This window comes from Curtobacterium sp. MCBA15_007 (assembly GCF_001864905.1).
In the GTDB taxonomy this organism is placed as follows: domain Bacteria; phylum Actinomycetota; class Actinomycetes; order Actinomycetales; family Microbacteriaceae; genus Curtobacterium; species Curtobacterium poinsettiae.
In genome coordinates this window covers 1-13450 of the sequence record NZ_MJGM01000056.1, presented here as the reverse complement: position 1 = coordinate 13450, position 13450 = coordinate 1, and the positions used below count along the sequence as shown (strand labels likewise).

Genomic DNA, 13450 nt, shown 5'->3' with positions numbered 1-13450 from the left:
CTGGAACGTTCCAGAACATGTCGGTAGACTGTAGCCGCACCAGCCCATGTCCTGTCAAGCACCGTGCCGGAAAGGCTCAGCGTGACCCCTCGCCCGCCGACGATCATCGACGTCGCCGCACGCGCGGGCGTCTCGAAGTCCCTGGTGTCGATGGTGCTGCGCGACGACCCCGGAGTCTCCCCCGCCCGCCGCTCCGCGGTGCTCGCCGCCGTCACGGAGCTCGGCTACCGCCCGAACCGCGCCGCCGCCATCCTCGCCGGCACCCGGACCCGCACCATCGGCGTCATCGTCGACGACTTCCGGAACCCCTGGTACGTCCCGATGCTCGACGGCATCCGCGAGGCCCTCGCCCCGCACGGACTCCGCCTCACCCTCGCCGACACCCGCGCCAACGCCCACCTCGGCTCCTCGCCGTTCGACGACCTGGTCTCCCTGCGGGTCGACGGCGTGGTGCTCGCCGCCGAGGGCTTCCCCGACGTCGTCGTCCCCGCGGACACCCCGGTCGTGGTCGCCGGTGCGCGTGAGGACGTCCCAGGCGGACTCGACGTGGTCGCCTCCGACGAAGCGGCCGGCGGACGGCTGGCAGCGGATCACCTGATCGGGCTGGGTCACCGCCGCATCGTCCACGTGACCGGCTCGGGAGGCCCGGCTGCGCTCCGCCGGGACGCCACCGTCGCGCAGCTGGTCGCGTCGGGCATCGAGCCGCTGGTCTCCGGCTCCGGCCCCACCTCGGAAGCCACCGGCTACGAGGGCACGCGGCTCGCACTCCGGGAGCACCCCGACCTGACCGCGGTGTTCGCCGCGAACGACGTCATGGCGATGGGTGCGATCGCCGCCGTGCAGGAAGCCGGACTCCGCGTGCCGCAGGACGTCTCGGTGATCGGCAACGACGAGACCCCGCTCGCCGCGTCACCCCTGCTTCGCCTGACGACGGTCGACCCGCACAACGACGAGGTGGGGCGCCTGGCGGCTGCGCGGTTGGTGGAGCGGATCGGCGCGGCTGCGGGAGCCCCGGCGGGTCCCATCCGGACGCTCGTGCCGCCGACGCTCGTGGTCCGGTCGACGACGGGGCCGCCGCGCGCCTGATCGCGCTCGAGCCGCGGAACCTGGTTCCGGCGGGGTCGACCGCCGTGCGAGGCGCCCGGGAATGACGAAACCCCGGTCCGCTCGGACCGGGGTTTCGTCATGCTGTTCGTACAGTGCGGAGACGGAGGGATTTGAACCCTCGGTCCCCTCAAAGGGGACTCCACCTTAGCAGGGTGGTGCACTCGGCCGGACTATGCGACGTCTCCAAGCACTCTCGCGAGCGCTCCGACCACCATACAGGAGGACCGCGCCAGTCTCGACCCGACGCACGCCCGCGCGTGGCTCGGGCCGGACAGCGCGGTCCCCCGAAGTGGGGACACATCGGGGTTGTCGGGGCGTACCCCACTGCATAGCATCGTCGGGACGCGGCAATCACGTTCCGGGGTTCGTCCCCGTCGTCGCGACACAGCACCCGACGTCGTTCTCCGCGCGGGCGCGGCGCGCCCGATCGCGTGGTGCCCGACGGGGAGCGACTTCCCCGGGGGCGCGGCCCACCACCGCGCCCCCGTTCCTGCGTTCGGGGGCAGGCAGCTACCGAGCCGAGACTCGTCCCCGCGGACAGTCCACGGGCGTTGAAGGCCGCAAAGAGTCCGCCCGACCGAGACTCGGGGCCAGCGAGGGCCCGCCCCGCGCCTCAGTACCCGAACGCCTTGGAGCAGGTCTGCTGGTCGGCTGACTGGCCCTCGAGTCCGTCGATGGTCTCGGGCGTCGCCGAGGGGGTGCGGGGCGCAGCCGACGACGGTGCTGCCGGGGTCGCGGGCGTCGCCGGCTTCGGCGCAGCCTCCGGAGACGACGGTGCAGCGGTCGGCTGCGTCGGACCCGTCTGCGTCGGACTCGTCTCCGACCCGATGCCCGTGCTGTCCGCCCCGAGCGAGAACGACTGGTCGGCCTTGATCTTCGCGAACAGCTGGTCGGCCAGGTACGTCGTCGGCTGGACCTTCCCGGCGTAGACCCCGGTGCCGCCCGTGGTGCCCGGGTACTGCACGAAGTTCACCTGCGCCAGCGGCAGGTCGCGGAGCGCCAGACCCATCTGCACCATCGTCCCGATGTCGTTCAGGCTCTGGGACAGCTGCATGTTCGACGCCGCCGCCCGGGCCAGCTTGTACAGGCGGGCGGGCGAACCGAGGGTGTCGTTCGACTTCACGGTGCGGAGCAGCGACGACAGGAACACCTGCTGGCTCGAGATCCGGGCGAGGTCCGACCCATCGCCCACGCTGTGCCGGGTGCGCAGGAACGCCAGGGCATCGTCACCCTGCAGCGTCGAGGTGCCGGCGGGCAGGTTCAGCCCCGTGTACGAGTCGGTGATCGGCTGGGCGACGCAGACCGGCACGCCGCCGATCGCGTTCGACATCTCGATGACACCCTTGAACGACACCGCCGCCGAGTACTGGATGTCGAGCCCGGTCAGCCCGGCGACCGTCTGGGTGACGCAGTTCAGGCCGCCCTCGCCGAACGAGGTGTTGATCGGCTGCGCCGCCATCGCCGGGGCGGTGCCCGTGCCGTCGGTCTTCTTGCAGGCCGGGATCGGTGTGACGAGGTCACGCGGGATGCTCACCGCGGTGGCGTTGGTGTGGTCCGCCGAGACGTGCAGCAGGATGTTGACGTCGTTGAGGGTCGCGTCGCGCTCCCCGAACGCAGCGCTCTGGTCGGGGTCGTTGTCGGTGCCGACGACGAGCATGTTGAAGCCGCCCTTGAAGGCGCTGAGGGGCTTGGGACCACCCTTCGCCTGCGGCGCGGGCTGGCCCTGGATCTCCACCCCGTCACCGAGGTCGTCCGTGACCTGCTTCGCCGCGATCGCCGTGACCGAGACCGAGCTCACGAGCGCCACCGCGACGACGGCGGAGACCGTCTTGGCCACGGTCGCGAGGGGGCTCGAGCGCCGGAGACGTCCGTGCCGTGCGATCCCGGACGCTCGGTTCAAGCGGTGGGATCGGTCGCGGACGTCGTTCACGGGCACTCCTGTCGTCGGTGGACACGCCGGGGACGGCAACCGGTCAAGGCTGCCACGACGTTTCCTGACGATCCGGTGCGAGGTGCACCGGCGATGCTCGGTGAACGGCATCGCGACCAGCGGATCCGCGGCGGTCGGCACGGACCTGAACGGATCCGCAGCCGACGCCGCGTCAGGCCGACACCACCACCCGGAAGCGGTCCGGCAGGGCGATCAGGGCGGTCGAGAGTTCGAGGAGTGCGGCGGCGCAGTCGTCGAGGGCATCGCGGCCGGCGGCGTCCACCGCTCGCTCCACGATCTCGACCCGTCGGCGCCGGTCGACCACGGCGTCGATCCCGTTCGCCAGGGCGACGTCATCGGTGAAGAACATGTCGAGCACGATGCGCTGCGACAGCAACCAGTCGCCGCTCACCGACGATCCGCGGCGCCGCAGGTACCAGGACCCGAGCTCGACGAAGGCACCGGCCTCGGTCCAGCACTCGCGGAGCCACGCCTTGTCGAACCGGTCCTGGTAGCCGACGGCGCTCGACGGAGGATCGGCGAGCATGGTCTGCGCGATCCGGAGGCGCTCGGTCATCTGGTCGACCGACCAGTGCGAGATCACGACCCCGACGTACCGCTGGACGGTCGCCAGCTGGAGCGATTCGAGGGTCACCAGTGCTTCGCGCACAGGCGTCCGCGACACCCGCATGTCCGATGCCAGGGTGTCGAGCCGCAGCCGCTGCCCACGGCGGTACTCGCCCCGCAGGACGTTGTCGAGCAGGCGCAGGAACACCGCGTCGCGCAGCAGGCTGCGCCGCAGGCCGTGGGGATCGAGGTCGCCGGCCGCGGCGCGCATCGGGGTGTGCTCCATCACCCCAGGGTCACGCACGGGCGAAGCCCCCGGGGAGCGGGCGGCCGCTGTCGTGGATGATCGTCGCCGGTGTCGGACTGTGGAGGAGTGCCATGCAGGCACAGTGACAGCGCTGCGGCGGCGGCGCTAAACACTCTGCATACAGAATGTCAGGCCGTCGCCACCGTGCTCACTTCCGGTCGGACTTCGCATCCCCGGTGAGCACCGAGAGCGGTTGGGTGACGTCCTCCAGCCCCTTCCGCGCGGCGTCGACCCCGAAGATCAGGGCCACCACGCCGCCACCGATCATCACCGCGGATCCGAGCAGGTACCCCCAGAACAGCGGCTCCCGCGACGACCCGTCCCCGATGAAGGCACCGTAGACGGCCGGGGCGACCGCACCGAAGATCTGCGCCAGGGCGAAGAAGTACGAGATGGCCTGCGACCGCAGCTCGAGCGGGAAGATCTCGCTGACCGTCAGGTACGCACTCGACGCACCGGCCGAGGCGAAGAAGAACGAGACGCACCAGAAGGCGACCTGCACCGTGGCCGAGATCGCGTCGGCCCGGAACAGGAACGCCGACGTGGCGAGCACGAGCCCGGACACCAGGTACGTCAGGAAGATCATCTGGCGACGACCCCAGGTGTCGAAGAAGCGCCCGAGGATGATCGGCCCGAGCAGGTTGCCGATCGCGAACGGGAAGAAGTAGACCGCCGTCTCCGCTGTCTTCAGGCCGAAGAAGTTCGTCAGCACGAGCGCGTAGGTGAAGAAGATCGCGTTGTACAGGAACGCCTGCGTGATCATCATCGTCGCGCCGACGAGCGTCCGCGTCGGGTACTGCTTCAGCAGCACGCGCGCGATGGTCAGGAACCCGACGCGGTCGGTCGGTGTGACGGTCATCGCCTTCGACTGGTCGACCTCGGGCAGCGGTTTGCCGGTCGCCTGCTCCACCGACGCCTCGATGCGGGAGACGGTGGCCTCGGCTTCTTCCTGACGTCCGTGCGTCATCAGCCACCGCGGACTCTCCGGGATGTGCCGGCGCAGGAAGATGATCGCGATGCCGAGCACCGGGCCGAGGAAGAACCCGATGCGCCAGCCGATGTCCTCGGCGAAGTACGACGTGTCGAGCAGGTAGATGTTCGCGAAGGCGCCGAGTGCCGCGCCACCCCAGTACGTGCCGTTGATGGCGATGTCGACGTGCCCGCGGTACTTCGCGGGGATGAGTTCGTCGATCGCGGAGTTGATCGCCGCGTACTCGCCACCGATGCCCAACCCCGCCACGAACCGGAAGGCCGCCAGGAACCAGAAGTCCTGCGCGAGGCCCGCGATGCCGGAACCGATCAGGTAGATGGCCAGCGTCAGGATGAACAGCTTGCGGCGGCCCAGCCGGTCGGACATCCGCCCGAACACCAGGGCGCCGACGACCTGCCCGACCAGGTAGATCGTGCCGAGCAACGTCACCTGTTGCGTCGACAGGTTCAGGTCGGCCTGGAACCCGGCGTTCGAGACGATCTGGATCTCGAGACCGTCGAGGATCCAGGACACGCCGAGTCCGACGACGACGCTCCAGTGGAACCGGGTCCACGGCAAGCGGTCCATCCTGGCGGGCACCAGGCTCTTGATGGTTGCGTTCGCGCTGCTCACGAAAGGGGACCGTACGCCGAGATCGCCGAGGTGGTTCAGATGCGGTACGAGCAACCGGGGGCGGAGCCGGATCCCCCTACTTCGAATCCGGCTCCGTCGCCGGGATCTCAATGATCGCAAGTGCGATGGAAACCCACAAGCGGACGGACGGGAGGCCCGTGGCGGGGCCCGCCACGGGCCTCCCGTCCGACAAGGCGTAACGTCCAGAACGTGACCCGACCTGACATCCGCACGGTCGGCGAGCTCCGCACCTCTGGTCACGTCCAGAAGACGGTCCGCGCCGAGATCCGCGACAACCTGCTCACCGCCCTGCGCCAGGGCACCGATCCGTGGCCCGGCCTGCACGGCTTCGAGACCACCGTCATCCCCCAGCTCGAACGCGCCCTGATCGCCGGGCACGACGTCGTCCTGCTCGGCGAGCGCGGCCAGGGCAAGACCCGCCTGCTCCGCACCCTGCAGGGCCTGCTCGACGAGTGGACGCCGGTCATCACCGGCTCCGAGCTCGGCGAGCACCCGTACGAACCGATCACGACGGCGAGCATCCGACGTGCCGACGAGCTCGGTGACGCCCTGCCGATCAGCTGGCGGCACCGCGACGACCGCTACGTCGAGAAGCTCGCGACGCCGGACACGAGCGTCGCCGACCTGATCGGCGACGTCGACCCGATGAAGGTCGCCGAGGGTCGCAGCCTGGGCGACCCGGAGACCATCCACTTCGGGCTGGTCCCGCGCGGCCACCGCGGCATCGTCGCGATCAACGAACTGCCCGACCTGGCCGAACGCATCCAGGTCGCGATGCTCAACGTGATGGAGGAACGCGACGTCCAGATCCGCGGCTACGTGCTGCGGCTGCCGCTCGACGTGCTCGTCGTGGCGAGTGCGAACCCCGAGGACTACACGAACCGCGGCCGGATCATCACGCCGCTGAAGGACCGCTTCGGCGCCGAGATCCGCACGCACTACCCGATCGAGCTCGACGACGAGATCGCCGTCATCCGGCAGGAGGCGCAGCTGACGGCCGAGGTGCCCGACGCGCTGATCGAGATCCTCGCCCGCTTCACCCGGGCGCTCCGTTCGTCGAGCGCCGTCGACCAGCGCAGCGGCGTGAGCGCCCGGTTCGCGATCGCGGGTGCCGAGACGGTGTCCGCCGCCGCCGTGCACCGCGCAGCACGCCAGGGCGAGGACGAGGCGGTCGCCCGCCCGATCGACCTCGAGACCGCGGTGGACGTCCTCGGCGGCAAGATCGAGTTCGAGAACGGCGAAGAGGACCGGGCCGACGAGGTCCTCGAGCACCTGCTCCGCACCGCGACCGCCGAGACCGTGCGCGCCCGGTTCAGGGGTCTCGACTTCGCGGTGCTCGTGGACGCGCTCGACGGCGGCACGATGGTGACCACGGGCGAGCAGGTCAGCGCCCGGGCGTTCCTCGAGGGGCTGCCGTCGATCGGCGAGTCCGACCTGTACGACCAGGTGTGCGACCGGATGGGTGCCACGAACGACGGCGAACGCGCCGGCGCGATCGAGCTCGCCCTCGAGGGCCTGTTCCTGGCCCGACGCATCAGCAAGGAGTCCGGCGGGGGCGAAGCCGTCTATGGCTAGGCAGAACCGACGCCTGACGCGCGACACCCGCTACGGGGCCTACACCGACGGGCCGGACCCGCTCGCGGCCCCGGTCGACCTGGCCGAGGCACTCGACGCCATCGGGCGGGACGTGATGGGCGGCACGTCGCCCGAGCGCGCGATGCGGGAGTTCCTGCGACGCGGTGGCCGGACGCAGCGCGGCCTCGACGACCTGGCCCGCCAGGTGGCCGAGCGGCGCCGTGAACTGACGAGCCGGAACAACCTCGACGGCACCCTGCAGCAGGTCCGCGAACTGCTCGACCAGGCGCTCCGTGCCGAACGCGGCGAACTCGCCCGCAACGTCGACCTCGACGACGGCGACCGGGCGCTGGCCGAACTGCAGCTCGACAGCCTGTCGCCCTCCCCCGCCGCCGCGGTGCAGGAGCTCGGCGGCTACGACTGGACGAGCCCCGAGGCCCGGCAGAAGTACGACGAGATCAAGGACCTGCTCGGCCGCGAGGTGCTCGACCAGCGCTTCGCCGGCATGAAGCAGGCGCTCGAGGGCGCCACCGACCAGGACCGGGCCGCGGTCAGCGCGATGATGCAGGACCTCAACGCCCTGCTCGAGGCGCACGCTCGCGGTGAGGACACCCGGCAGCAGTTCGACGACTTCATGGACCAGCACGGCGAGTACTTCCCGTCGGACCCCGCGAACGTCGACGAGCTGCTCGACGACCTGGCAGCCCGCGCGGCCGCAGCGCAGCGCATGCGGAACTCGATGACCCAGGAGCAGCGGGACGAACTCGACTCCCTCGCCCAGCAGGCGTTCGGCTCCCCGGACCTGATGGGGCAGCTGTCCCAGCTCGACGGGAACCTGCGGTCCCTGCGGCCCGGCGAGGACTGGGGCGGGTCGGAGCGCATGGACGGCGAGCAGGGCCTCGGGCTCGGCGACGGCACCGGGGTGTTCCAGGACATCGCGGACCTCGACGCGCTCGCCGACCAGCTCGCCCAGTCCGGCCCCGGCTCGGAACTCGACGACCTGGACCTCGACGCGCTGTCCCGGCAGCTGGGCGACGAAGCGGCGGTCGACGCGAAGACCCTGCAGCGGCTCGAACAGGCGCTCCGGAACTCGGGGGCGATGCGCCGCGGTGCCGACGGGCAGCTCCGGCTGACCCCGAAGGCGATGCGGCAGCTCGGCAAGAGCCTGCTCAAGGACGTCGCCCAGCGGATGTCCGGTCGCCAGGGCGCCAGGGACCTCCGTCGCTCGGGCGCCGCGGGTGAACCGTCAGGGGCGTCACGGCAGTGGGCGTTCGGCGACACCGAGCCGTGGGACATCCCCCGCACGATCACGAACGCCGTGGTGCGGACGGCGACCAGCGGCCGGCAGGGAGCCGGCGTGCACCTGAGCATCGACGACGTCGAGGTGCAGGAGACCGAGGCCCGCACCCAGGCCTGCGTCGCGCTGCTCGTCGACACGTCGTTCTCGATGGCGATGGAGGACCGCTGGGTCCCGATGAAGCGCACGGCCCTGGCGCTCCACACCCTGGTGTCGACCCGGTTCCGCGGCGACGACCTGCAGCTCATCGCCTTCGGTCGCGAGGCCGAGGTGATGGACGTCGAACAGCTCGTCGGTCTCGACGCGATGTGGGACAAGGGCACGAACCTGCACCACGCCCTGCTGCTCGCCAACCGGCACTTCCGCAAGCACCCCACGGCCCAACCGGTGCTCCTCATCGTCACGGACGGCGAGCCGACCTCGCACCTCGAGCCGAACGGGCAGGTCTGGTTCGACTACCCGCCCGACCCGGTGACGATCGCGTTGACCGTCCGGGAGCTCGAGAACGCCGGACGCCTCGGCGCCCAGACGACGTTCTTCCGGCTCGGCGAGGACCCGGGGCTCGCCCGGTTCATCGACGCGATGGCGAAGCGGGTGGACGGCAGCGTCGTGGCGCCGGAGAACGACGACCTCGGGGTCGCCGTGGTCGGCTCGTACCTCGGCTCGCGTCGCGGGGCCGGCGGCGCGCTCTTCCGCGACGACTGGGGGCTCTGAAGCCAGCCACGGACAGCCGGGAGGCCCGTGGCGAGACCGCCACGGGCCTCCAGTTACGTCTCTGGGTGCGTCTAGAACAGCGGCCAGGGCACGGCGGGGCCGTGACCGGGCGGCGGCGGGAAGATCCCGACGGCACGCAGGGCCGCGCAGCGCGCCCGGAGCGTGTCGATCTCCTCGTCCGTCAGGTGCTCGGCGAGCTCGTCGCCGAGACCGCCGCGCAGGGCTTCGGACACGCGGTCGAGGCCCTCGAGCTCGTCCGGACCGAGCGGCTCGCCGATCCAGCCCCACAGGACCGTCCGGAGCTTGTGCTCGGCGTGGAAGGTGAGCCCGTGGTCCACGCCGAAGCGGTGGCCGTCGGGCATCGCGAGCACGTGCCCGCCCTTGCGGTCGGCGTTGTTCACGACGACGTCGAAGACGGCCATCCGGCGCAGGGCCTCGGAGTCCTCGTGCACGAGCGTGACGGGCTGGTCGTGTTCGTCGATGGCCTCGAGCACGGGCAGCCAGGGCGAACCGTCCGCCTCGGCGAGTTCGGGTGCCACCAGGTCGACGGCGTCCTGCTCGGGGTCGACGTCCTGCCAGCGCTGCACCATGCCGGGCCCGAACGGACCGTCACCCATCCACGTGGGCGGGACGACGCCCCAGCCGAACGCCTCGGAGACCAGGTGTGCGGCGATCTCGCGGCCGGCGAGCGTGCCGTCCGGGAAGTCCCACAGCGGGCGCTCGCCCTCGACGGGCTTGTAGACGACGGTCGCGCCGTCGAGGTCGGCGAGGAAGGTGGCGTTGGACGCCTCACGGATGCGCGCCCGGACGGAGAGCGATCCGTCGCTCATGCGTCGCCGGGCGGACGACCGGCGGCGACGACCTCACGCGTGCGCTCGACGAATGCCCGGGCGGTGCCGACCGGGATCTTCACCTGGAACAGCTCGGCGGGTTCGGGGATCTCCACGACGGCCTCGATCTCGACGCCGTCCTCGCTCTCCTCGGACACGATCTCGACCTCGTCGTCGATCGGGTACGCCTCGATGACGACCTGGGCGGTGGACGGGTCGAAGCCCAAGCTCAGCGCTCCGGCGCGGAACTCGGCCTCGACCGGCTGGTCGAGGGGCTCCGGGTCGCGGAGTTCGGCGGGCACGGACGGCGGCACGCTGAAGCGGTTGTCGTCGACGGTCGCGACCTCGTCGAGGAGCTCGTCGATCTTGTCGGCGAGCACGGAGGTCTGCTCCTTCTCGAGCGCGACGCTGGTGACGCGTCGACCGGAGCGGGCCTGGATGTAGAAGGCGCGCTCACCCGGACGGCCGATGGTGCCGACGACGAGGCGGTCCGGCCAGTCGAAGCCGTGGACGATGGTGGGCATACCCGCATTGTAGGAGCGCTCGGCTCCGCCCGTTCAGGGTCGCGCAGGTCAGCCGGGCGCGTCGGGGGCCGGACGCCCGGTGCCGGTGTGCGCATCGGGTTCCGGATGTCCAGCGCCGCCGCCGACCGCGGCCTCCCCGCTGGGAGCCGGGGCGGTGCACAGCCAGGACAGGTCGCCCGACTCGGTGTTCGTCGCGACGACCTCGGGGCGGTGCTCGCCGTACCGCACGACCGACACCGAGGCCGGCCCGACGCCGATGCGCTGGAACAGGTCCAGGTGCATGCCGAACGCGTCGGCCAGGACGCTCTTGATGATGTCGCCGTGGCTCACCGCGACCCAGACCGCGCCGGGTCCGTGCTCCGCCTCGACCTCGGCGTCGATGCGCCGGACGGCCGCGACGGCACGGGACTGCATCGTCTGCATGGACTCGCCGCCGGGGAACACGACGGCACTGGGGTTCGCCTGCACCGTGCGCCAGAGGGGCTCCTTCGCCAGGTCGGCGAGCTTCCGGCCCTGCCACTGCCCGTAGTCGGCCTCGGTGATGGCGCGCTCGATCAGCAGATCGGACGCGCCGGACTGCCGGTCGGGCTGGCGGCCGGGCTGCCGGCCGGGCTGCCGGCCGGGCTGCCGGTCGAGGATCGCGCGGGCGGTCTGTCGGCAGCGCTCGAGCGGACTCGACACCACGGCGACCACGGGCACCGCGGCGATGCGCTCCGCGGTCCGCTCGGCCTGGGTCCGCCCGACGGCGTCGAGTCGCACGCCGGCGGTGCGTCCGGCCAGGACGCCGGTGGCGTTCGCGGTGGTGCGTCCGTGACGGACGAGGAGGACGGTCGCCATGCGCCCGATCCTAGGCGCGCGGACGTGCTGCCCTCGACGCGTTGCCCGTCAGAAGCGGCGCGGCGGCCCGCTGGTCGGTAGCGTCTGGCGCATGCCGTTCTTCCGCGACGCTCCGCGCCCGACCACCCCAGCCCCGCCGTCCAGGGTCCAGGCCGCATGGTCCGACTCCGCCGGGCACTTCGCGACCCGGTGCCTGCAGCTGATCATCGTCGTGGTGGTCGTCGCCGGGGTCGTCTGGGCGAGCAACATCCTGAGCGTCGTCACGATCCCCGTGCTCCTCGCGCTCATCATCGCGTCGGCGATGCACCCGGTCGTGTCGTGGCTGCGCAAGCACCGCGTGCCGTCGGTGCTCGCCACCCTCGCCGTCTTGATCGGCGTGCTCGCGATCCTGGGCCTGATCGGCTGGCTCATCGTCGTCGCGGTCGAGAACCAGTGGTCGCAGCTGCAGAAATCGGCGGTCGACGGGTTCCAGCAGCTGCAGGAGTTCGCGAAGAACCTGCCGTTCTCGATCTCCGACAAGCAGATCGACGACGCCGTCGCGTCGGCGTCCGACTTCGTCACGAGCGCCCAGTTCGGCTCCGGTGCGCTGGCGGGCGCGTCGGCCACCGCGAACTTCCTGACCGGGCTCGTGCTGATGATCGTCGTGCTGTTCTTCTTCCTCAAGGACGGCCCGAGCATCTGGGAGTTCCTGCTCCGTCCCTTCACCGGTGAGCGCTACGCCCGCGCACGTCGTGTCGGTGACCGGGTCGTCTCGACCCTCGGCGGCTACGTCCGCGGCACCGCCACCGTCGCCGCCGTGGACGCGATCGGCATCGGGGTCGGCATCGCGATCGTCGGCGTGCCCCTGGCCCTGCCGCTGGCCGTCATCGTCTTCATCACGGCGTTCATCCCGATCGTCGGTGCGACCGCTGCCGGCATCCTCGCCGCCCTCGTCGCGCTCGTCGCCCTCGGCCCGGTGCAGGCGCTCATCGTGATCGGCATCGTGGTGCTGGTGAACCAGCTCGAGGGCAACCTGCTGCAGCCGGTCCTGATGGGGCGGACGCTCAAGCTGCACGGCCTCGTCATCCTGATCGGCCTGACCGCCGGCACCGTGCTCGCCGGCATCACGGGCGCGATCATCTCGGTGCCGCTGATCGCTGCGGCCTGGGGCGCCATCCTGGTGTGGGACGGCCCGAACACCCCGGCTCGCCCCTGGCGGAAGAAGCGCAACGAGGACGTCACCGCGCACGAGCTGCCGCAGGGCTGATCCGCGGCGCCGATCCGTGGGGCGCGTTGCGGACATCCACTTCGCGCAACGGCCTGCCACCCAGCAGTATGGAGGAGTGCTCGTCTCCATCGTCTACATGAGTCGTGCCGTCGTGCCCTTCGACGACCAGGCCATGGCGGTGCTGCTCGCTGAGTCCCGGCTGCGGAACGAAGCGCTCGGGGTCTCCGGGCTCCTGCTCGCCAAGGGCGGCCGGTTCATGCAGCTGCTCGAGGGGCCGGCATGGAGCGTGCAGGACCGGTACGACGTCATCGCGAAGGACCGGCGGCACGGTGAGGTCAAGTCGCTCGTGCGCGAGGACATCGAGCGCCGGCGCTTCGACGGCTGGTCGATGGCGTACCGAGCACTCGACGACTCCGACATCCGGTCAGAAGCGGGCTTCAGTCCCTTCCTCTCCGGCACGATGGACTTCCCGCGCTCGTTCGACCGGACCAGTGCGGCCTGGCTGCTGAAGTGGTTCCGCGACCGCGAGCTGCACGACCTCTGACCCGTCGGCTGCGCCGCGCCGTCCGGCCACCGCACCGTGCGGGCTTCGCACCGTGCGCCCACCGCCACCCGGTGCGAGCTTGCCCACACCGTGCGCGCTTACCGCGCCGCACCACGCCACCAACCCCGCACCCAGTCACCACACACGCACCGTGCGCACCGCCGGACGGGAGGCCCGTGGCCGGCCCGCACCGCGCCTCCCGGCCACCGCACCGTGCGCCCACCGCCACCCGGTGCGAGCTTGCCCACACCGTGCGCGCTCACAGCGCCGCACCACGCCACCAACCCCGCACCCGGTCACCACACACGCGCCGTGCGCACCGCCGGACGGGAGGCCCGTGGCGGGCCCGCACCGCGCCTCCCGGCCACCGCACCGTGCGGGCTTCGC

The 13450-nt window shown here is 71.4% G+C and carries 11 protein-coding genes and 1 tRNA gene; 5 read left to right on the top strand and 7 right to left on the bottom strand.

Annotated features, from left to right (window positions below):
- Positions 1-81: 81 nt before the first annotated feature.
- A complete protein-coding gene (locus BIU95_RS13905) occupies positions 82-1086 on the top strand; it encodes a LacI family DNA-binding transcriptional regulator (protein ID WP_083389384.1) in 1005 nt (334 codons plus the stop codon).
- 116 nt (positions 1087-1202) lie between these two features.
- Here BIU95_RS13905 and BIU95_RS13900 read toward each other — a convergent pair.
- From BIU95_RS13900 to BIU95_RS13885, 4 genes are all read right to left on the bottom strand, one after another.
- Positions 1203-1292: transfer RNA gene (locus tag BIU95_RS13900), tRNA-Ser, on the bottom strand.
- 428 nt (positions 1293-1720) lie between these two features.
- Positions 1721-2944, bottom strand: coding sequence for an LCP family protein (locus tag BIU95_RS13895; RefSeq protein ID WP_254783370.1), 1224 nt, complete (start codon positions 2942-2944; stop codon positions 1721-1723).
- A 265-nt stretch (positions 2945-3209) separates the two neighbouring features.
- Positions 3210-3890: a GntR family transcriptional regulator gene (locus BIU95_RS13890; protein ID WP_056070268.1), complete on the bottom strand. Its 681-nt coding sequence runs from the start codon at positions 3888-3890 to the stop codon at positions 3210-3212.
- Between the two features lie 169 nt (positions 3891-4059).
- On the bottom strand, positions 4060-5469 hold the full coding sequence (locus tag BIU95_RS13885) for an MFS transporter (protein WP_071251938.1): 1410 nt from the start codon (positions 5467-5469) through the stop codon (positions 4060-4062).
- A gap of 255 nt (positions 5470-5724) precedes the next feature.
- On the opposite strand from BIU95_RS13885, the gene BIU95_RS13880 reads away from it, so the two are divergent.
- Complete coding sequence (locus tag BIU95_RS13880; RefSeq protein WP_017888312.1) at positions 5725-7110, top strand: AAA family ATPase; 1386 nt, start codon at positions 5725-5727, stop codon at positions 7108-7110.
- On the top strand, positions 7103-9121 hold the full coding sequence (locus BIU95_RS13875; protein ID WP_071251937.1) for a VWA domain-containing protein: 2019 nt from the start codon (positions 7103-7105) through the stop codon (positions 9119-9121). Before BIU95_RS13880 ends, BIU95_RS13875 begins: the two co-directional genes overlap by 8 nt.
- Positions 9122-9192: 71 nt before the next feature.
- Here BIU95_RS13875 and BIU95_RS13870 read toward each other — a convergent pair whose 3' ends face one another.
- Genes BIU95_RS13870 through BIU95_RS13860 form a run of 3 tightly spaced genes read right to left on the bottom strand, consistent with a single transcriptional unit; the run spans position 9193 to position 11312 of the window.
- The gene (locus BIU95_RS13870; protein ID WP_071251936.1) at positions 9193-9951 is read right to left on the bottom strand and encodes an SCO1664 family protein; all 759 of its coding nucleotides are present in this window, start codon (positions 9949-9951) and stop codon (positions 9193-9195) included.
- Entirely contained in the window at positions 9948-10475 is a 528-nt protein-coding gene (locus tag BIU95_RS13865; protein WP_017888309.1) for a DUF3090 domain-containing protein, read from the bottom strand. Before BIU95_RS13865 ends, BIU95_RS13870 begins: the two co-directional genes overlap by 4 nt.
- Before the next feature lie 48 nt (positions 10476-10523).
- Positions 10524-11312 (bottom strand): MSMEG_4193 family putative phosphomutase, encoded by a 789-nt coding sequence (locus BIU95_RS13860; protein WP_071251935.1) that lies wholly within the window; start codon positions 11310-11312, stop codon positions 10524-10526.
- 91 nt (positions 11313-11403) lie between these two features.
- On the opposite strand from BIU95_RS13860, the gene BIU95_RS13855 reads away from it, so the two are divergent.
- Together BIU95_RS13855 and BIU95_RS13850 are read left to right on the top strand one after the other, a co-directional pair.
- Positions 11404-12558, top strand: a complete 1155-nt coding sequence (locus BIU95_RS13855; protein WP_017888307.1) for an AI-2E family transporter — start codon at positions 11404-11406, stop codon at positions 12556-12558.
- 76 nt (positions 12559-12634) lie between these two features.
- Complete coding sequence (locus BIU95_RS13850; protein ID WP_017888306.1) at positions 12635-13063, top strand: BLUF domain-containing protein; 429 nt, start codon at positions 12635-12637, stop codon at positions 13061-13063.
- The last annotated feature ends 387 nt before the right edge of the window (positions 13064-13450 follow it).

What these genes read in the sequence shown, in the direction of transcription:
- BIU95_RS13890 (WP_056070268.1), bottom strand. Translation starts at nt 3,890, where the DNA reads ATGGAGCACACCCCGATGCGCGCCGCGGCCGGCGACCTCGATCCCCAC.
- BIU95_RS13885 (WP_071251938.1), bottom strand. Translation starts at nt 5,469, where the DNA reads ATGGACCGCTTGCCGTGGACCCGGTTCCACTGGAGCGTCGTCGTCGGA.
- BIU95_RS13875 (WP_071251937.1), top strand. Translation starts at nt 7,103, where the DNA reads ATGGCTAGGCAGAACCGACGCCTGACGCGCGACACCCGCTACGGGGCC.
- BIU95_RS13870 (WP_071251936.1), bottom strand. Translation starts at nt 9,951, where the DNA reads ATGAGCGACGGATCGCTCTCCGTCCGGGCGCGCATCCGTGAGGCGTCC.
- BIU95_RS13865 (WP_017888309.1), bottom strand. Translation starts at nt 10,475, where the DNA reads ATGCCCACCATCGTCCACGGCTTCGACTGGCCGGACCGCCTCGTCGTC.
- BIU95_RS13860 (WP_071251935.1), bottom strand. Translation starts at nt 11,312, where the DNA reads ATGGCGACCGTCCTCCTCGTCCGTCACGGACGCACCACCGCGAACGCC.
- BIU95_RS13855 (WP_017888307.1), top strand. Translation starts at nt 11,404, where the DNA reads ATGCCGTTCTTCCGCGACGCTCCGCGCCCGACCACCCCAGCCCCGCCG.